At 55.1% G+C, this 21382-nt stretch carries 10 protein-coding genes; 8 read left to right on the top strand and 2 right to left on the bottom strand.

All coding sequences use genetic code 11. From position 1 onward, the window contains the following. The first annotated feature begins 413 nt into the window (after positions 1 to 413). The 8 genes from NTD87_RS12600 (at position 414) to NTD87_RS12565 (ending at position 18461) form a co-directional block, all read left to right on the top strand. Entirely contained in the window at positions 414 to 1205 is a 792-nt protein-coding gene (locus NTD87_RS12600; protein ID WP_262114268.1) for an ABC transporter permease, read from the top strand. Between the two features lie 11 nt (positions 1206 to 1216). Then, positions 1217 to 1870, top strand: a complete 654-nt coding sequence (locus NTD87_RS12595) for an ABC transporter ATP-binding protein (protein WP_262114267.1) — start codon at positions 1217 to 1219, stop codon at positions 1868 to 1870. Between the two features lie 44 nt (positions 1871 to 1914). After that, positions 1915 to 3021, top strand: coding sequence for an ABC transporter permease (locus NTD87_RS12590; RefSeq protein WP_262114266.1), 1107 nt, complete (start codon positions 1915 to 1917; stop codon positions 3019 to 3021). Positions 3022 to 3085: 64 nt separating this feature from the next. After that, positions 3086 to 4126, top strand: coding sequence for a polysaccharide biosynthesis/export family protein (locus tag NTD87_RS12585; RefSeq protein WP_410017488.1), 1041 nt, complete (start codon positions 3086 to 3088; stop codon positions 4124 to 4126). Positions 4127 to 4279: 153 nt separating this feature from the next. After that, a complete protein-coding gene (locus NTD87_RS12580) occupies positions 4280 to 7756 on the top strand; it encodes an HAD family hydrolase (RefSeq protein ID WP_262114264.1) in 3477 nt (1158 codons plus the stop codon). 80 nt (positions 7757 to 7836) lie between these two features. Then, a complete protein-coding gene (locus NTD87_RS12575; protein WP_262114263.1) occupies positions 7837 to 9420 on the top strand; it encodes a hypothetical protein in 1584 nt (527 codons plus the stop codon). Between the two features lie 86 nt (positions 9421 to 9506). Next, complete coding sequence (locus NTD87_RS12570) at positions 9507 to 17105, top strand: type I polyketide synthase (RefSeq protein WP_262114262.1); 7599 nt, start codon at positions 9507 to 9509, stop codon at positions 17103 to 17105. Positions 17106 to 17114: 9 nt separating this feature from the next. Further along, positions 17115 to 18461, top strand: a complete 1347-nt coding sequence (locus tag NTD87_RS12565) for an aminotransferase class I/II-fold pyridoxal phosphate-dependent enzyme (RefSeq protein ID WP_262114261.1) — start codon at positions 17115 to 17117, stop codon at positions 18459 to 18461. 12 nt (positions 18462 to 18473) lie between these two features. On the opposite strand, the gene NTD87_RS12560 is transcribed toward NTD87_RS12565, so the two are convergent. After that, positions 18474 to 19910: a capsule biosynthesis protein gene (locus NTD87_RS12560; protein WP_262114260.1), complete on the bottom strand. Its 1437-nt coding sequence runs from the start codon at positions 19908 to 19910 to the stop codon at positions 18474 to 18476. Further along, positions 19907 to 21382 (bottom strand): LTA synthase family protein, encoded by a 1476-nt coding sequence (locus tag NTD87_RS12555; protein WP_262114259.1) that lies wholly within the window; start codon positions 21380 to 21382, stop codon positions 19907 to 19909. The genes NTD87_RS12560 and NTD87_RS12555 overlap by 4 nt, the downstream gene beginning before the upstream one ends.

Below are 21382 nucleotides of genomic sequence, written 5' to 3'. Positions count from 1 at the left end.
CCCTCGCGAGTCACGAGGATGTCTGCTTTTCGAAATTTACCAGTTCTGTTAGTCAATAGCGGGTTGCACGGTGATCATACGGGTATCGGTTTGAACATCCCCAGTCTCGGTCCACCGCTGTTAGGTCCTGAGCGATAACCCCACTTCTAGACACACCATGATCTTTCGGGCGTAGGGGGAATCATGGCTGATGGCGCTCCTGACGGTCCGGTCGCTTGAGGATAAGGTGATATGGGCTGTCGGGTGAAACCACCGACGAAGTTGTGTCTGGACGGGTGGAGCGTGATCCGTGCTGGCGATTTTACTGAATTAATAAAGTTAGAGCTTAATTGTAGTGAATTAATAAGTATTGATTTCTCGTTAGTGCGAGTGTGCTCGATAGTTGTCCGCGGTCACTCTACGGGTAGCTGAACTTGAAATCTCGCACGCCTCTTCAGATCAAAAAATCAGCCATCTTTGCGCTTGTATTGCGTGAGGCTCGTGCCCGTTTTGGTGACCGGCGCTTGGGCGCTTTATGGGTTTTGCTTGAGCCGATTTGTCACCTGCTACTCTTTAGTCTGTTATTTACACTGACACGTGGCGATAAAGTTTTCGGTATCGATTTCCCCATTTTTGTGCTGGTAGGCTTGGCGCCTTTTTTGTTGTTTCGCAATGTCGCGCTGCGATTGATGGACAGTCCAAAGGCCAATCGGGAGTTGTTTGCTTACAAGCAAATCAAACCGCTTGACACCTTTATTGCCCGTACCATAGTTGAAGTATGTATTGTGGCGGCGGTGTACATCATTCTGATCGCGGGATTTGCCTGGTACGGCTTTGATATGTCGATCAAGGCACCTGTCGAATGGTTGTTGACTCTCGTGCTGGGCTTATTGTTTGCATTTGGGCTTGGTGTGTTTCTGGCATTGATTGCGCATGCCATCCCGGGAAGTAATGTCTTTATTCGGATGATTTTTTTTCCGCTGTATTTTATTTCGGGCGTTCTTGTTCCAGCAGCGCTTCTTCCTCACGCGCTGTTACCCCTGCTGCTGCTTAATCCATTTTTACATTTGCTGGAGCTGATTCGTTCGCAGGTATTTGCGCATTATGTGCCCGTAGAAGGGGTGTCTATTTATTACGTAATAGCGACCACGTTGGCTCTGCTATTTATCTCGTTGGGTGCCTATCGCGTTCGTCGATTGCATTTGATTTCCACGAAAAATGGTTAACGGCAGTTCTTATGTTTGAACTCATAAAAGTGAACAAGTCATACCTGACCCGCAAAGGGCGACGCCATATATTTCGTAATCTTTGTCTGACCCTGCCGGCAGAGAAGAATATTGGTTTGATCGGCCGTAACGGGGCAGGCAAGTCTACGTTAATGCGTTTGCTGGGCGGTGCGGACATTCCCGACTCCGGACGTATTGTCACTGACCGGTCAGTTTCTTGGCCGGTGGGTTTGTCGGGAGGGTTTCAGGGCAGCATGACCGGTCGCCAAAATATCAAGTTCGTCAGCCGTGTGCATGGTGCCGTGGGCGACGCGATGCGTGAAAAAGTGCGCTATGTGCAGGACTTCGCGGAGATCGGTGACTGGATCGACGAACCGGTCAAAACCTACTCATCAGGGATGCGTTCACGCTTGGCGTTTGGGCTGAGTATGGCGTTTGATTTTGATTATTACCTCATCGACGAAGTGATGTCGGTGGGTGATGCGCATTTCAAGCGCAAGTGCAATGCGGAATTTGAACAAAAATTACAAAAAACCAACGTCATCCTGGTCTCTCATTCCATGAATGAAATACAGAGACTCTGTGATGTCGTGCTGCTGGTGAGCGACGGTGGCGTTCAGATCTTTGAGGATGTAGCGCAAGGTATTCATGCCTACAACACTTGAGCGCCTGGTGGCGTCACGGGTTCATTTAATAAATAGGTTCTTACATGAGCAGTACTCATAAACTCCAAGATCGGCGGTTAATCATTGCGATGGTGTTAGTACCATTCGTTTTGGCCGTCGTTTATTACGTGTTTTTGTCTGCGGATCGATTTGTCAGCTTCGCACAGGTTGTGGTTCGTCAGGAGGGCCGCAATCCTGAGGCACAGCTGCCTGGTTTGAGCATGTTGTTGACCGGTACAAATCCTGCTTCCCGCGAAGAAACGTTGTACCTGCGTGAGTACATTGTCTCGATGGACATGATGGATTTGCTTGAAAAGCGCTTGCAGTGGGTCGAGCGCTATAGCCAGCAACGTAAGGACGTCTTTTTCTGGTTGAGCAAGGACGCGCCTCGTGAGGATTTGCTGGCCTATTACCAGCGCATGGTGTCCGCGCACTATGACGAAACGACCGGCCTGCTCAGGGTCGAAGTTCAGGCGTTCACGCCTGAGCTGGCGAAACAAATGGTTAAAGTCATTCTGCAAGCCAGCGAGCAATTTGTGAACGAGGTGTCGCACAGCATGGCGCGTGAACAGATGCGCTTTGCTGTTAACGAGTTGGAAAGTGCCAGGAACATCTATACCCAGCACCAAGACGCGCTATTGCAATTTCAGCATGCCCACAAAGTACTGGACGGAAAAAGCTCGGCTGACAGTCGCGCGGCCCTCATTAGTGCAATAGAAGCCGAGTATTCCAGGGCGCAGGTCGTGACGATCGAAATGCTTTACAAACTTCATCCGGATTCACCGCAGGTCAAGCATCAGCAGCAACGGGTGAAGGCCCTACGCGAACAACTGGATGCGGAAAAGCGGGTACTGGTTTCAGCCCCGGACGGTGATCAGCTCAACGTGCAAGCCTCCCACTTTCAGCAGTTGACGCTGGATGCCGGTATTGCCGAACAGATTTACAAGGCTGCGGTGACGGCCGTTGAAAACGCACGGGTCGAGGCCAGCAAAAAGATCCGAACGTTGGTGACGGTGGTGAGTGCCAATACGCCGCAAATAGCCCTTTACCCTCAACGGGTTTACAACGTGCTGACCATTCTGATGGTGCTGTTTATCGTTTATGGCATTACCCGCTTCGTCATTGCATCAATCGAGGATCACCGTGAATAAATCTATTGTTGGTTCGGCTCCTCATTTCATGAGTGTCGGTCGGCGCAGTAGCATCGCCGCGGGTATGTGTCTGATAGCTTTTATAGTGTCGGGATGCAGCCATGGTCTCTCCGGTGCCGGCCCGGCCAGGGATGATATTGAAGGCAAGAACACGGCCTATGATCTGGTAGATATCAATGCCGATACCATCGCCCCCTTTATGCGTCCGGCACCTCAGGCTCCGTTGAGGGTGTATGCCCCCCCAAAAATGAAGACACTGCGCCTGATGTCCGGTGACCAGATCAATGTCCTGATTACCGACAACGCGCCGCAGGGCACCGGTCTGTTCGCGCCTTTAGCGACCGGAGGAACGCGGTTGACTGTCCGTATCGACGCTCAGGGCATGATTTCACTGCCTTACGTCGGGCATCAGTCTGTCAAGGGGATGACACCGACCGAAGTCGAAACGATGATCTGTCAGCGCCTCAAAGGTGTGACATCGGATGTACAGGCCCATGTTGAACTGGTGGGTGAGCGTTCCGGTTCCGTTTTGGTGGCGGGCGCAGTGAAATCCCCAGGACGGTTCTCCACTTTGCAGGGGCCTTTGACCCTGCTCGATGCCATCAACCAGGCGGGTGGGCCGCTCGTTGAGCCGCATTTGGTCAACGTTACCCTGCGTGCTGGTGGTCAGGTGACCACTCTCAACTATGAAGACGTGCTGACAGGCAGCGATCAGCCACTTGAAGCGGACTCACAGGTAATCGTCGAGCGTGCCCGCCAACGGTTCGTGGCCATGGGCGCCGTGGGAACGCCAGGACTTCATGACCTTCCTGCCCAGAATACAAGCTTGCTGGATGCGTTGGGGGTCGTTGGCGGGTTGAAGGAAGGCAATGCCAATCCGTCCGGGGTTTTTGTTTTCCGTATGGGCAATCTCGATAACGCCAGACCGACGGTGATGCGCATTGATATGCGGGAGCCTGCAGCCATTTTCTATGCCCAGCAGGTCATCTTAAAACCGGACGACACGATTTACGTCACTAACGCTGCGGTCTATGAGTGGCAAAAAATTATTGGGCCGTTGGTACAGACGTTGGTACTTGGACGCGCGGTAGGAGTCGGTCCTTAGCCGTTTTCATGTATGCCTCGTCCAAGTGATAAGGCGTCGTGATTGTTTTTTATATGAATATTGGTTTCAGGCACTGGTTGTTGCGTAGCGCTGACTCGTTAAAGCAAGACGTGTTCCTGCAGAAAACACTTCAGAATATTCAAAGGTATTGAAATGAACGTCTTTTTCTATTTGGACCCCTCCATTGAGTTAGGTAATCCTGAGTTTCGTTACGCCACCCTGCGCAACTCCATCGTTCCGCAAGTTGTCGCTTTGCGCCGTGCAGGTGTGAATATTCATACCATTATCAGTGAGGTCGTCGCGCAACGAGCACTACGAGATGGGCATCTTGCCGCACTGGGTTCTGTTTCTGTGATTGACCCATTGGCCTGGACCGAGGGCGAAAACACTCTTGAACGTTCGCTCAGGCATCAGGCGGGCGTCTATAAGGATGGAGAGCACGTACGCTTGGGAGGCTTGCTCAAGGCGGGCGTTCCTTCCGACATGGAACCCGACATCATCATTGTTTGGGAGTCGCCGTCGTCGTATTTGCAAGATATATATCCCAACGCACGCATCATTTATCAAATGCCCGGTTTCTTCTCTCGCGCCCCTTTTGCTTCGATGGTTGCATTTGATACCGGTCTGCTGGGCAATTGTTCCATTGCGCCGTTGCAGTCTGTCAGTGTTGCGGAAATCGAGGCGCTTGATGTTCTGAGAAGTCAAGAAGTCCGATTTCTGGGCTCTATTACACCCACACAAGCATCAATCAATGAGCTGAAGCAACGCTTCCGACGGGTGATTCTCTTGCCGTTGCAGATCGACGGTTACTTTATGATCGACGCCGTACTGGCACGGCGCAGCCAGTTTGATGTATTGCTCGATACCTTGAATCACATGCCGTCTGACCATGCACTGGTGGTGACCAATTACTGGTCCGGGCAGACGCGCAGTACTGTATTGACTGAGCACAATATTCGCTACCTGCGTTCGCGGTTTCCGAATTTTGCCTACTTTGAACATTTCAATAAAACACCTTCAGTCTCGCAGCTGCTGGTTCCGGACATGGACGGTGTGATCACTATCTCATCTTCCGTTGGCTATCAAGCAGCCTTCTGGCAAAAGCCCCTGCTTGTGATGGGTAAAAGTCATATCAGTTCGTTTGCTACTGCCACCGGTTGGGCAGAGTTTTTTGGGCAGGTTAACGAAGGACTTACTATTGCACGCGACAAACGTATCATCACGACTCTGCGCTCGCGCCATCTGCCAGCGAAAATGTTGGCAGATGAGGGCTGCGCTTATGCGACCTGGCTGGGAAAAGTCCTTGCGTCCCCCGCTGGCGATTTCCCATGCTGGACCAATGACAAACCTATAGCAGAGACATTGATGGAGCTGCGCAGGGAAGCGGAGTACCTGAAGCAATTGGGTTATTTTGATCAAGTGCGAGAAGAGTCTTCCATTGATCATTGCCGTGAACTGTCACAGCAGATTCTGCGTCATCCGATCATTTCTTTTGATGTGTTCGATACGTTGTTGTATCGACCGTTCAAATCGCCGTCCGACCTGTTTGAGTTCATGGCCGAAGAAGCTCGTCAGATTTGCCGGCTTCCCTCCCTGGATTTTCGTGCAGCACGATGCGCGGCAGAAAAAGCGGCTTTCGAGGCCGCTATCGCAAGAGGTGACGGTGAGGTCCGGATAGAGGAAATCTACCAGGAATTTGCCACCCAAACCGGCTTGGATCAGGATTTGGCGACGCGTGTTCAGGCGTTGGAGATGCAGATGGAAATGGATCTGCTCTACCCACGCTCTTCTGGTTTCAAGGCGTTCAACGAGGCCCGCAGCCTGGGTAAACGCATCATTCTCATTTCCGATATGTACTTGCCTCGCGAGTTCCTCGTCGCTGTCCTGAAAAAGAATGGCTATGAAGGCTACGAGTGTTTCTATGTTTCTTGTGAGGTGCGCGTCAAAAAACATAATGGCCGACTGTTTGATCATGTTCTTGCCGATCTGCGCGTGGATGCCAAGACAATTTTGCACGTCGGGGACAATGTCGCGGCTGACGTAGTACGGGCCAAAGAGCGGGGTATCAAACCGTTTCATTTGATCAAGGCGTCAGAGGTTTTTGCCAAATGCGAGAGCTATACGGCTCCCTGGTCCCGAGATGAGGCGCGGCACTCGCTTGACTGGAAGATGCTGATGGCGGTGGTGGGTAACCGTATGCATGACAATCCGTATCTGCCCCATCGTCGCGGGACGCTGTTCTCTGGTGATACTTGGCGTTTGGGCTATTACGGCCAAGGGCCGATGTTGCTGGGATACACCAAGTGGCTGATGGAGAAAGCCATTCGGGACGGAGTAAAGCGTCTTTATTTTCTCGCTCGCGATGGCTTGATCATGAAGCAGGCCTACGACTGCATCGCCCGACATTATCCTGACGCGCCCAGCAGTCATTACCTACTGTGTTCGCGCAGAGCGGTGAACCTGGCCAAGGTGCGCGATGAGCAGGGTGTGATGGACTTGCTGCATGTCGAATATGCGAGGAACACTCTTCAGCATTTGCTGTTCTCACGGTTTGGTCTGAGTCCGACCAGTGTTCCAGGCGACATTCTTGCCAAACATGGCATGACGCTTGAAACGATCGTGACCATTGATCAACGGGGTTTACTCAAACTGCTGTTGATGGACCTTCTTCCATTGATTGTCGACGTGGCCAGCGTCGAGCGCGCCAATTACCTCGAGTATCTGCAAGGTACCGGGCTGCTGGACGAGGGCGACGTGGCGCTGGTGGACATCGGTTATGCCGGCACGATGCAGGAGTCCTTGTACCTGTTGACTGATCGTCGCAAGGTGTTCGGTGGCTATTACCTGATGACTTTTCGTCAGGCCTTGAAGCGTGTAGATGCCTATGGCATGCCCATCAAGGGTTATCTGGGGGAGTTCGTGGATCGTCACGATACCCATCATCCGTTCTGCCGCAATGTGCCTCTTTATGAAACGTTGTTCAGCAGTGTCGACACTTCTTTTGTTCGTATGGATCGCGACTGGAATGGTTGTCTGACACCTGTCTTCATGGATCGTTTTGCTGGTGAAGAAAAGCGCGAGGCAATGGTTCGGCGCATTCACGAGGGAGCGCTAAGTTTTATCGACGAGACGGTACGCATTTTGGGTCGTCATCTTCGTGTTCTGGATATTGAACCCGTTAAATCATTACGGGTGCTGGAAAGTTTCTTCAGGGCGCCACATCCAGTCGATGCCCGAATGTTTTGTGACCTGGTGTTCGAGGACACCTATGGGGGCGCAGGCTTGAAGACAATTCTCTCGGTGGATGTGAACCTGAAGGCTGAGTGTGTCTGGAAAGTCGGAGCTGAGGTGCTAAAACGCGCAGCACAAAATAACCAGCCTCCAAAGACAGAGAGCAAACCTGTCAGGAGTTCGGAGGTGGGCTTGTCAGACTCTGCTGAAGGGAAAAGCCGTCCCGTAGAGTGCAGGGTTATTCGTTGGCTGGTGAAAGCCACTTCTAACGATAAGAAATTCAAAAAATTCGAGGTCTCGCCGGATAAATTTTTTGCAGACTCCAAATCACGTGTAGTGAGAGGCCTTGGGAGTCTTTATGCGCTACGTACAAACGGTCAGATACTTATCGGGCGCTGAGAAATATTTACAGTCTGCGTTGGGCATCGCCACTTAAGCGAGCCTATTGCGTCCTTTAATCCTGTGTGCGAGCGCAATAGATGAATAAGGCAAATAAAAATATGGCGACAACGATGACCCACGTCATAGAAGGACTGGTAAAGGAATTGCTGTTAGCTGGCAAGCTTGAAGGCGCTATTGAGCTCTATGAGCGATATATGGAAACGCCAACGATGTTGAATGCCTTTACTCGCATGGCCTTTTTCAATCGGTCGCGTAATGCATTAGTGCCATTTATGCTGAAAAGGGCAGACCAATTGAATCGCGCGATCGCGCCAGTGATCTTGCGAAATCAAGTCACGCTGGCTGAAATGTCGGGTAGCGTTTTACGCATGGCGCAGGGGCTGCATGCCTTTGAGGCCGCGCTCAGTGATGAGGCGCTGCTCGCTATGCAAGCCGAGGGGGATGCCGTTCTGATGGACGCGGCCCGGTCGGCCTTGGGCGTGTTCAATATCAACCTGGCTCAACGGGTTGCGAGCCTGATCAATGAGGCTTCATTGCGTGCAGAGCTTGCGACCACTATGGACAATTATCTTGAGGTTTGTCGTGCCTCGGGATCTGACCCTGAAGAGTTGCCTCAAGCGGCCAGTGCCATCCAGACAAAAGCGCGACTGTTGATTGACCAACCAACTGTTATTGTTCGTATTTCTCCAAACGTATGGGGTGCTCTGGCGAGCGGGGAAATCATCAATCCTGAACGTCTGCCCGATGGCTTTCTGTTCGCCCGCGAGCTGCGGCACAAAGGACATCACGTCCGGTTGGCACCACAACTGTCAGTTCCCGGTCCATCGTTGTATACACCGTTCTCCCGGCATCAGCGTTATCCCATGGCCATTGTGGATTGTCACAAGTACAGCAAAATTGGGTGCTTTGTTCATTACAAAGCTATTGGCAATGGATACGTTCAGGTCGAGCGAGGTGGATACTCGGGGTGGTCGGAAATACAAGCTTATCCACGGCGGCATGCTTTTGAGTCATTGGGTCGTGATGAGGCCAGAAAGTTTTGCGATGCAGCACGGATTCGGACCTTTGGGGAAACACCCGAACGATGCTCGAGGTTTGGTGAATATGGACGCTTTGCGGTGGTGCCGCTGCAAATTCCGGGAGACTCCGTACAGCGACTGTCGCCCTTCAGTTTTCAGGAAATGGTCGACAGTTGCATTCGTTATTTCAGATCCAAGGGGTTGAACATCGTCCTGCGCCGTCATCCCCAGTGCAAGGATCGGGAAGTTACGGATTATTTAAGTCGTCTTCCGAAGGCGGCTGACGTTTTTATTTCCGATGAATCAACCCGTGAACTTATCTGGCACTCTGAAGTGGTGGCGCTTTGTAATTCTTCCGTGGGCTGGGACGCTATTCTGGCGCACAAGCCGCTCTTTTGTTTTGGTCTGGCAGAATACAGCCGTGTGGCTCACCAAGTGGAGGAGCTTTCTGATCTGGAAGAAATCGAGTCGATCTCTGACATTCTCAAACCGGAAATGAACGACTTGTTGTACTTCTATTTCTGGGGGAGTTTTGTCTCCCAGGGATTTGGTGATGCGAAAAAAAGAGTGTTGGTACTGGTGGAGGAAATTTTAGGTGGGCCTGTTCAAGTAGTCTCTATGGGGCTGAGTTCCGGTCGGTAACGTTTTCCGATGATGAGTCTCTGAGCCGTCTATCGATAATGAAATGCGGTGATCGTTTGATTTGTGAAGCAATAAGGATGACGGACTTGGCAGTACCGAAAAGAGTAGCAGTCATAGGCACATCGTTGCGTTTTCCAGGCTCAACCGCAGCGACCTTCTGGTTACGGTTGTTGGCCGGAGACAACCTGGTCACCGAGGTGGATTTTTCTCGTTGGTCGAAAGACGAATTTCTCCATCCAGACAAAGCTAACCCTGCCACGGCCTATACGTTTGCATCCGGCTCGTTGGGTGACGTTTGTGGGTTCGACGCTGACTTTTTCAATATTTCCCCTCGGGAAGCCGCCGTCATGGACCCGCAGCAACGCATGCTGTTGGAGTTGAGCTGGGAGGTACTGGAAAGTGCCGGAATCAAGCCGTCGGCTATGCGTGGTAGTGATTGTGGTGTTTTTCTGGGGATCGCCAGTACTGATTACGCGTATCGTCTCGCCCATGATTTGGGGGCGATCGAGGCTTGCACCGCCACCGGCAATACAGTCAGCATCGCGGCGAATCGCTTGTCGTATTTTTACGATTTGCGTGGTCCCAGCATGGCTATCGATACTGCCTGTTCCTCGTCCCTGGTGGCTTTCCATCAGGCTTGTCAGGCCATTCAAACCGGCGAGATCGAGCAGGCCATTACCGGGGGTATCAGCCTGCATCTACACCCGTTCGGCTTCCTGATTTTCTCCAAGGCGTCAATGCTGTCGCGCACTGGGCAATGCCATGTGTTCGACGAGTCGGCTGATGGTTATGTCCGTTCCGAAGGGGGCGGCCTGTTCTTTTTGAAGGATTACGACAAGGCGATTGCGGACGGAAACCGGATTCTGGCAGTGGTAGCGGGCAGCGCAGTCAATTCGGATGGTCATAAGTCGAGTCTGACGGTTCCAAGTGTTGAAGCGCAGACCGCGCTGATGGTCCAGGCTTACGCGACGGCGGGCGTTGACCCGCTCGACATAGATTACATTGAAGCCCATGGAACGGGGACGCCCGTAGGCGATCCGATTGAAAGCCAGGCCATCGGGTTGGCATTGGGGCAGCGGCGACCGGCGGATCGGCCTCTGCCGATTGGCTCGGTCAAGAGCAACATCGGCCACCTCGAGGCAGCCTCTGGTGTGGTCGGGTTGATGAAAGCATTGCACTGCGTGATAGAACGCAAGGTGCCCGCCACAATCGGTATCAAAAAGCTCAATCCGGCTATTCCTTTTACTGATCTCAATCTTCAGGTCGTCACCGAGACTCAAGCGCTCAAGCCAGAGGGCAAGCTGGTGGTGGGGGTCAATTCTTTCGGTTTTGGCGGTGCCAATGCTCATGTCATTCTCGAAAGCCCGATGCCCGAGGTCGTCTCGCTGGAAACAGGTGTTTTCGGTCGTTCGGTACCGCTGTTGATCAGCGCCAAGCGTGCCGAGGGGCTGTCCACCATGGCTGAACAAATGGCCGTGTTTCTATCCGAAAACGCTGAAAACAATCTTTACGATGTGGCCTATCAGACGATGTTTCATCGGGAGCGGCATGCGCAGCGATTGATCGTCAGCAGCGCGACCCTTCAAGACTGTGCCCAGGCCTTGCTGGATTTTGTCGCGGATCCGACGCTTGTGCCCCCGTCGTCGGTGGTGGTGGAAAGCGGCCGTGCCATTGAATCGGCCAAAGGCCCCGTGTTTGTCTATTCCGGTAATGGCTCACAGTGGCAAGGTATGGGCAAAACATTGCTCGACGACAGGATTTTCTATGAGGCGATTGTTGAGGTAGACCGGTTTTTTCAACCACTGTCAGGCTATTCATTACTGGCTGAGCTGGCGGGTGGTAATGGCGAGGATCGTTATCAGTTGACGGAAATTGCCCAGCCAGCCTTGTTCGCGCTACAGGTAGGTGTTACCCGAATGCTGGCAGCTAGAGGTGTCGTTCCGATGGCTGTTGTCGGCCATAGCGTTGGTGAGGTAGCGGCGGCCTGGGCCAGTGGAGCATTGACGCTCAATGATGCGACCCGAGTGATATACCATCGCAGCTGCCTGCAGGGGCTGACCAAAGGTAACGGGCAGATGTCGGCGGTGGGTTTGTCTGGTATCGAGCTGGACGGCGTGCTGCATTCACAAGGGCTGGCCGATCAACTGGTTGTCGCGGGTGAGAACAGTGCTAAAGGCTCGACCGTGGCCGGTTCAATCGCGGGACTTGAGCGCCTGGAGCAATCATTGCTCGCGCGTGATGTGTTCGTACGCCGACTGGATCTGGACTACGCGTTTCACTCGCCGGCGATGGACGTGATTGGTGATCAGGTGGTCAAGGCCCTGAATGATCTCAGGCCGGAGCCCGAACGCGTGCCGTTTTATTCAACGGTAACGGGGGGCGTACTGGGTGGGGAGCTTCTGGACGCTGATTACTGGTGGCGCAACATTCGTTACCCGGTGCAGTTTCAGGCAGCCTGTGACGGTTTGGTCGGGCAGGGCTACAACGTATTTGTAGAGGTCGGTCCGCACCCGATCCTGCGTAGTTATGTCGCCGACGCGTTGACTTCCCGACATTCGGACGGCGTGGTGGTGGCGACGGGGCTGCGGCACAAGGAGACCGTGCAGCTCATCGACACAACCGTAGCAAAAATCATGATTGCCGGCGTCGAAATCGATAGGCAGTGCCTGTTCCCTGAACGCGGTCGTTTCGTGGACTTGCCGCATTACGCCTGGCAGCGCGAGCATCACTGGCTCGAACCGACAGCGCAGAGTTCCGGCAGGCTTTATCGGGATCGTGCGCACCCGCTATTGGGGTACCCGATGTCGGGGCAAGCGCTGATCTGGGAAAACCGATTGGATACACAGCTATTCCCCACGCTGGCCGATCATCAGGTCGGTGACGCCGTGGTGTTCCCCGGTGCGGGGTTCATTGAGCTGGTCATGGCGGCCGCGCTGCACTACCAGCCCGGTGAATTTGTGGACATCGAAGAGCTGGAAATTCATAACCCGCTCTTGCTTCACGAGGACTCGAGCAAGAAGGTGCGCGTGCTGATCGACAGTGCAGATGGCGCTGTGGCGATTCGTTCACGCGGTATCGCACAGACCGAACCCTGGGCGCAGCATGTCGTCGCCAGACTCCCGGGAGAGGCCCGGGGCGAGCTGCTGGATCGCAAGGCTCCCATATTGCCAACCCGGCCTCCTGATTTCACCTTGTCCGAGCATTTGGCCCTGACGCGGTCCGTCGGACTCCATTACGGCCCGGCCTATCAGGCCATTGACGGGGGATGGATCAATGGCAGCCAGGTGTTGGCACGTCTGAGCATGCCGGTTTCGATCGAAGCCGAGTCAGAGTTTTTGCATTTGCATCCGGCGTTGCTGGACAGTGCCTTTCAGTTGATCACACCGTTACTGAGCCAGGAGATCAGTCGCCGAAAGGGATGGGCCTTCGTACCTGTCAAACTGGGGCGGATCAGTTTTGCCGCCGGCCGCCAGACTCCTTGTCTGGCCGAAGTTCGCCTGGTACGGCGTTCAGAGCACTCACTGCTGGCTGACTTCACGTTGTTTGACACCCAGGGACAAGCGGTGATCTGTATCCAGGAAGCTCGTTTCCGGGCGGTGCGCCTGATCCGCGATCCTGGCGACGATATCAACCTTGTGAGTGTCTGCGGCGTCGCCAAACCCTATCCCACCATGGGTCGTCCTTCACCGCTGCCGGATTCTGCGCTTGAGGCAATACTCAAGGAGCAGATGGCTATCGCACGGCGTGATCCGGCACTTGCCCGGTATGCCAATGAAATCGATCCACTGCTGGATAGCCTCTGCGGCACGTTCCTGTTAGAGGCCATCGATGCCTTGGGCGGTGAACTGACGTTACAGCAACGTTCGGTTTGGGAGGCAGAGAGTCGGCCTCTGACCGGCTATGTCGACCGACTGCTGGGGTTGGCGCTGAAGGAGGGTAGCCTGGTGACGGCCGATGATGGCGACTTGCACGTTGCCGACCTCGGAGAAAGACTATCCGCACAAGCGATTTGGCAGGAGTTGTTGCGCAGTTACCCAGAACACTTTCAATTGATTCATTCGGCGGGACGAGTCGGCCTGCATTTGTTGGCGCTGTTGAACGGTGAAGTGCAGCTGTCAACCCTGTTGCCCAGAGAGACGACTCCGGCTTACCTGGCGCGCCAGGTACTGGGCGTCTCGGGGCATCAGGCATTGCTAGCTACGGTCAAAGGCTATGTCGCGCAACGATTGAGTGTGCTGCCCAGCGGTCAGCGCCTGAGAATTATCGAACTCGGTTTTGGCGGGGCGCCGCTGGCGATCGATTTGTGTGCCTGGCTGGATTTCGACCGTGTGGATTATCAGTATTGTGCGCAGGATATTGAACCGGCGTTGATGGCTCAGGCACAGTATCCGGACCTTCAACTATGGTCATTGGCAGAGGCTGCCCAGCGACCTGTCGAGCCCGCCGATCGTTTCGATCTGGTGTTGCTGTTGACTGATCTGGCGCCGCTGCAGGATATCAGCCAGGGTTTGCGTTATGCGGTTCAACGTCTTGCTCACAAGGCTGAAGTATTGTTGTTGGCGCAGCATCCCGCTCGGTGGGGCGATTTTATCTTTGGTGGCGCATCTTCCTGGTGGTTGGACACGTCGGAGCAACAAAAGGCCTTGTCGTTGCAGCAGTCCCCTGGTTTCTGGCAACGGGAATTGCAGCGTCAGGGTTTGAAGATCTCGGAACCTCTGGAGCTCACTCCTCAAGCGGCTACCGGAAGCTATGTGCTGTTGGCCAGCAATGACACTGCTGATTCAATGGCCGCCGCGTCGCTTCCTGAACGCCAGCACTGGCTGCTGCTCGCCACCGAGGGGGAGGGACCGGATGCCCTGTTCGCTCAAGCGCTATATTGTGCATTGGAGCAGCAAGGGCAAAGGGTCGGATTCCTGACGCCAGGCACGACCGATCAATTGTCTGGGCAACTCCTTCAACAGGCGACGCCACCTCAACATGTTCTGTTATTGGCCGGTCTCTTTTCCCCCAAAGGGCTGGCCGGGCAGGCGGATCGCTGCATGCAGGCGGCGGCGTTGACCCTGGCTTGCGAGTCGGCCGGTATAACAGCTGATTGCTGGTTGCTGACCTGTGGCGCCGCAAGCCTCCTCTTGCCGCCTGACCAACAGAAAGAAGGGACATTACAGTCTCTCGCGGACTCGGCGTTATGGGGCTTCGGGCAGACCCTGGCCAATGAAGCGGTGGGTTGCCGAATCCGTCTGCTGGATATGGCAGAAGGAACGAGCGTCGAGGCACTATTGCCGGCGTTGCTCGATGCCGATCACGAGACCGAATTTGCCGTCAGTACAGCGGGTGAGCGCTATGTCGCCCGTTTTCGAGTCCAGGAGAAGTCGCCAGTGACAGCAACACCCGAGCACACCGAGACCCGGATTACGCTCGGATTTGAGTTGCCCGGTCAGTTACGGCATCTACGCTGGGAAGCCCGTCAGCCATTGACGCCGGCAGTGGACCAGCTCGACATCGAAGTCCAGGCCACGGGTTTGAATTTTCGGGATGTCATGTATGCCTTGGGTCTGTTGTCCGATGAGGCGATTGAAAACGGTTTCTCCGGGCCTACATTGGGTTTCGAATTTGCCGGTGTGATTCGCGGTAAAGGTGCACAGGTCGAGGGTGTCTTTAAAGCGGGTGATCGGGTAGTCGGTTTTGGGCCGGCCAGTTTTTCCAACCGGCTGGTGACGCAGGCCAACGCGGTCGCCCGAATCCCCGAAGGCATGTCCTTTGAGGCCGCCGCGACGATTCCGAGCACGTTCTTCACGGTCTATTACGCGTTACATCATCTCGCGCGGCTGGAGTCCGGTGAGAAAATTTTGATTCATGGTGCTGCCGGTGGCGTGGGCATCGCGGCGATTCAGATCGCCAAATGGTGCGGTGCCGAAATTTACGCCACGGCCGGCAGCGATGAAAAACGCGATTTCCTTCGTTTGCTGGGCGTCGACAAGGTGTTCGATTCACGCTCGCTGGCGTTTGCCGATGACATCCTGGCAGTCACTGACGGTCGGGGGGTCGATGTGGTGCTTAATTCCCTGGCGGGTGAGGCAATCAATCGCAATTTACGGGTGCTCAAGCCGTTCGGCCGTTTTCTCGAACTGGGCAAGCGTGACTTCTATCAGAACACCAAAATTGGCTTGCGCCCGTTTCGCAACAACATCAGCTACTTTGGCATTGATGCCGATCAGTTGATGAGTGAGCGCCCCGCGCTGACCCGACGATTGTTTGGCGAGATGATGCGCCTGTTTCACGACGGGATTTTGAGCCCGTTACCCTATCGAGCCTTTGATGCCAATCAGGTGGTCGAGGCGTTCCGTTATATGCAGCAGGCGCGGCAAATCGGCAAGATCGTCGTGACGTATCGTACGCCGATACAGCACGTATTGAGCGCACCTGCGGCACAACCGACTGTTTTGCAACTGGCCGCCGAGGGGACGTACCTGGTCACGGGCGGGCTCAGTGGCTTTGGCCTGCGCACCGCGCAATGGTTGTTGGAAAAGGGCGCTCGTCATTTAGTGTTGCTCGGACGTAGAGGGGCTTTGACTGAGGAGGCACAGCCATGGTTGTCGGCCTGGCACGCACAAGGCATTGATGTACAGGCGCTGACCTGTGACATCACGGATGTCGCTCAACTGACAGCCATCATGGCTGGCATCAAGGCCAGCGCTTATCCGTTGCGCGGGCTGGTACATGCGGCGACAGTGTTCGAGGACGGTCTGATTCGTCATCTGACCACGCAGCAACTGCAGCGGGTTCTGGAGCCCAAGGCCAAAGGCGCCCAGCACTTGCACGAGTTGACGGCTGATCTGTCTCTGGATTTCTTCGTGCTGTTTTCCTCGGCCACTACCCTGTTTGGCAATCCAGGACAGGCCAGTTATGTGGCGGCTAATCATTGGCTGGAAGCGTTGGCACGCCATCGTCTGGCCTTGGGGCTGCCGGCGACCAGCGTATTGTGGGGCGCTATCGAGGATGTTGGCTTCCTGGCGCGAAACCAGGTGACCAAGGATGCGCTTCAACATCGCATGGGGGGCGCAGCGTTGTCGTCTAGAACCGCATTGGACACGCTCGAAACACTGCTGCTGCAAGGGCGTTCGGGGTTGGGTGTGCTGGAGCTGGATTGGCGAGCGCTCTCGCGTTTTCTGCCAACGGCGAAGACACCGAAGTTCCAGGAGCTGGCAAGGCTTCAGGGGAGTGAGCAGGGCGAGGAGGGCGCAGATGAGAACATCCAGCGGTGGTTGGTTGAAATGGATGATCAGACGTTGATCGAACACTTCACTGAAATGCTCAAACAAGAGATCAGTGAAATTTTGCGCCTGCCAACCAGCAAAATGGATATAAACCGACCGCTTCAAGAGTTGGGACTGGATTCCTTGATGAGTGTTGAATTGGTGGTAGCCGTCGAAGCTCGATTTGGTATTCGTCTGCCGGTAATGGCGCTCGGTGAAACCGCCAGCATTTCTAAAGTTACCGAGCATATTCTTGAACTGTTGAGAGGCCGCCAGCATCACGAGCCCCTACCGGATAACGCAAGTCATCTGCAGGTGTTGACCGCCGATATGCTTGCTCGCCATGGTGGAGCGCTTGGGGAGGACGACATTGTGCAATTGAACGATGGACTGAGTTGCCCTGAGTCCAGTCTTTTTCGCTTGATTAAATGAGTCCTGACCATGTCTTCTGAAGGAATTTCGACCCTGGCGCCGACGATGAAAGAGAAGCTGATCAGACAGGCGCTGGAAAGGCGTCTGCTACAGGCTGACGTTTGTCCCTCTGATTCGTCGCAGGTGCTGAGTCTGGCGGCCAGAGTCCCGGAGCAGTTTTACCGCTTCGATCAACATTCTGGCTATCAGCAGTTGCGCATCATGCAGCAGGGGGCAGCACGTTTTGGTTTGAGCAATCCGTTCTTCAAGCTGCACGAAGGACTGGCCGGGGCTGAAACCGTTATCGACGGAAGCCACTATGTGAATTTTGCGAGCTACAACTACCTGGGGTATTCAGGGCACCCGCAGGTTGCGAAGGCCGCCAAGGAAGCTATTGACCGCTACGGAACATCGGTGTCGGCCAGTCGTCCCGTCTCCGGTGACCGCCCGGTTCATCGTGAGCTGGAGCGAGAACTCGCCCAACTCTATGACGTTGAGGAGGCCATCACCTTCGTCAGTGGTCATGCCACAAACGTGACAACACTGGGCTACTTGTTTGGGCCGCGGGACCTGATCGTGCACGACGAGTTGATCCATAACAGCGTCTTGCAGGGGATTCAGCTGTCCGGGGCGCGGCGATTGAGCTTTGCTCACAACGACTGGATGGCTTTGGATCGCGTGTTGAGCAATCAACGTCAACACTTCGAGCGAGTGCTGGTGGTGGTTGAAGGCATCTATGGCATGGATGGCGATTACCCGGATTTGCCGCGTTTTGTCGAGCTCAGGCAAAAGCATCAAGTTTTTCTGATGGTTGATGAAGCACACTCACTGGGTGTCATGGGGCGTTCCGGTAAAGGTATTCGCGAGCATTTCGGTCTGGCTGGCAGTGATGTCGATATCTGGATGGGCACATTGAGCAAAACCCTGGCCAGTTGCGGTGGTTATATCGCCGGGGAAGCCGCGTTGGTCGAACACCTGAAATTCCTGGCGCCAGGTTTTCTATACAGTGTCGGGATGCCGGCTCCGGTGGCTGCGGCCGCGCTGGCAGCCTTGCGTTGTTTGCGTGAGGAGGGTGGAGGGCGCGTGGCGAAGTTGCAGGCTCGAGGTCGGCAGTTCTTGCGGTTGGCTCAGGAAGCGGAACTCGATACCGGGAGCAGCACCGGTCTGGCGGTGATTCCGGTGATCACCGGCAGTTCGCTCAAGGCCGCGCAACTCTCGGCCGCGCTGTCTCGTCGTGGTATCAATGCACAACCCATCCTGTATCCAGCGGTACCGGAACAATCGGCTCGAGTGCGTTTTTTTGTCTCATGCGAGCATACACCGGAGCAGATCGCGCAGACGGTAGTGGCGGTGTCCGAGGAGCTGAAGCGATTGTGAGTGAGGCAGGGGCTAATGGTGTTGACGATGACCGAGATGGAGCAGCCGTTTTATGTAGCTGGCGAGTTGTCGATAGCGGATTGTGTTGTTGTTCGCAATCGCCAGTCGGGCCCAGGCTTCTGTCCGGTGATCGATGATGACCGTGGTGGGCGCGCAGTCGGTCATGTCTGTCGTGGACAAACGCCAGACGGTGAGACCCGCCGCCTCGGCGCGCGCCTCGAAGTCTTTCGACGCGTTCGCCCCCCACACCAACAGTTTCCCGCCACGCTCTTTGACCTGTGCCATGAGCGTGGGGCTGTCGTTGGCAAAGGTTAGACGTCCCCAGCGGCTGGCAACGAGTTGATGAACTCGCTGCCGGTCACGACGAGCGACGCCGATGACGGTCAATGTTCCGGAAAACCGTGTGTCCTGTGCCTTTTGACGGGCCAGTTGTCGGGCAACCGTCATCACGTTGCAGGGCCGGTCGATCATGGGGTCAACGTAGCGGCAATAGCGAATGTAGGCCGCGGCAACCAGTTGTTCCAAGCTGGGTCGGGCTTGCCTGCGGGGAATGGCGAGTCGGTCATCGGTCAAGCCCCAGCCCGTGTAAAAGGGGGCGCCGAAACACGTGACCGCGACACCTTGAATCAACGCCTCCAGTCCCGCTTGACTGGTCGCGACGTATACCCGCCGGGCTCGGCGCGCCAATGAGGCCCACGAAAGGTTACGACTTTCCAGCGTGACTCCGCGTGCGGTAGCCGCCTCCAGGAGGCAGCTTTTTTTGTGACCGGCCAGGCAATCCGGGTGGATACGTACCCGGACATCCGCCCCCGGGTTTTCAGCGATTGCTGCATCGAGCATCCTGACAAAGTCCGCCTCGCACAAGCCGCCCCCGGCAATGGAAAAGTCGCCGTAAGTCTGGTCCACCACCCATACCAATGCAGACGTGCGACCCAATGGGTCGTTTGGGTCCAGATCGGGTGCATTGTTGTATTTGCCAATGCCGCTTTGGCGCATCAGCGTGATCAAGGCGCCGGCTGTCATCAGCTCCTGGACGGTCAATTGTTCGGGCTTTTGGAGGATGTTTTCCAGCAGTGACGGGCGATCCGATAAATAGTGGATACCGATGGGATCTACCACCATGGAAAGGGGGGGGGCACCTTCGACGCCAAGCGACGAGGATCGCAAGAACCCGTCCTCTAGCGCGATATAAGGAATTCCCCAGCGCTGGCAGAGCACCCGGGCGTGATCGGAGGAGCGCTTGTAACCTATTCCGGCGATTGCCTTGAGCCCTGATGGTTTTCGGGAGCCTCGTTGCCATAACCAGAAAGGTGCGCCTTCCGGGGCCAGGAACTCGTCCAGATGCAACACGCGCCACAGCGCCCACTGCGACAGGATTCCGATCCAGCCCGGACCGTCTATCAGTGATTGGGGCTCAAGTGCAGGTGTATTCAGCGCAGGTATGTTCATTTGAATTGATCGACAAAGTGACTGGCCAGTTGCTCAACGGCCATCGGCGTGGGTAAGCAGGATGTGCGTGCGGTATTGGACCAGATGAAGTAATCGGTATCGCCATTCGGCTCACCCAATGCGATATACACCTCGGGGAGGATCGGCACGTGATCGCCGAAGAAACACAAGCCGGCCGGCGTTGAGGTTGCCAGCAGCTGTTTGCGCAATTGCCCAAGCATTTGATCGGCGTTGCTCAAGTGCCGCACATAGGCTGCGAGATCTCGCAGGCCGTCGAGGGCCGGTCGGTCGAACCAGACTGGCCACTGATCGTCGGGGACCTGTTCGAGGTGCAGGGGGCCATGGTTTTCCATGGTCACGGCGTGGATGTACAAGGGCTGATGGCGAGCGTTATCGGTGAGCAGTTCGATGATCTTCTCTCCCACGCTCAGGTCCCCGATGAATGGTCCGGATTTTTGTGAATCATTGAAACTGCGAATATCAATGAATACATCGAAACCCAACATCGGCAGTACACGATTCCGGCCGTAAAAGCTGCCTGAGTAAGGGTGAATGCATACCGTGCGATACCCCTTGCTCTTCATATGTGCCGCGATGCTGGGCAGCCCTTGGCGCGCAAGATGGCGATAAGGGTTGAAACGGTGAACGCCCAGTTTGTCGCCGGCAATGCCGGTGAGGAAGGCGAATTCCGTACGTACGGTATTGGCGCCCCAGGCAGCGACCTGCAAGCGGCCATGGACCTGGGCTTCCGAGCATAGGTGATCGTAGTGAGTAAGTACCTGCTGGCGAATGCCAGGCCATAGCCGACGAACATCAAAGAACGATTCACTCTGAACCGAAATCAGGTCCGGCAGGACATCAGGAAGTTGTTCGCTGCAATCATTTGTATGAGCTGCAAATGGCGAGTTCAGTTCGTCAATGTTCACCTTGCGCCGGGCAGATAAAAAGTAAGTCCACAGGCTGGCGGCCAAGCCCCAGCGAGACAAATCTTCATGCGCATCAAACGTGGGTCGCAAGGGCTTCCAACTGCCGAGGGCCAGAAGCCCGGTCGCCCCCATCAGCAGCATCATGCCCAAAGGTATCGCATGGGCCGTTGCAGGTTCGAAATAGAGGCCGCAAGCCAGATACGTCATAAAGGCCAGCGTCAAAGCAATCGCTTTACCGATGCCAAAGAAGGGCAGGTACAGCCGGGGATAGCGTATGGCATCGCTGAAGTACTCGAAGTCTGCGCAGACAAAGGGTTCGCGTAGCGAGTGGTACTTGGCGTTACTCACCAACACAATCAGCAGCCACAAGGCCAGTACATTCAAGGCACTGAAAACAGGACGCCCGGTCAGGGTATAAAGTGCTGCCACCAGGAAAAGCCATACCCCTGCGTGTAAAAGCCAGCTGCGCAAGGGCCGTCGTAGCGAGGGGCGGGGAATCAGCATGGCCTCTATCGCGTAAGTCAGGATAACCCCGGCGGCAATCAC

It is taken from the genome of Pseudomonas sp. 6D_7.1_Bac1 (assembly GCF_025465945.1).
In the GTDB taxonomy this organism is placed as follows: Bacteria; Pseudomonadota; Gammaproteobacteria; order Pseudomonadales; family Pseudomonadaceae; genus Aquipseudomonas.
The sequence above is the reverse complement of the archived record's forward strand: the minus strand, read 5'-3'. Positions and strand labels throughout refer to the sequence as shown.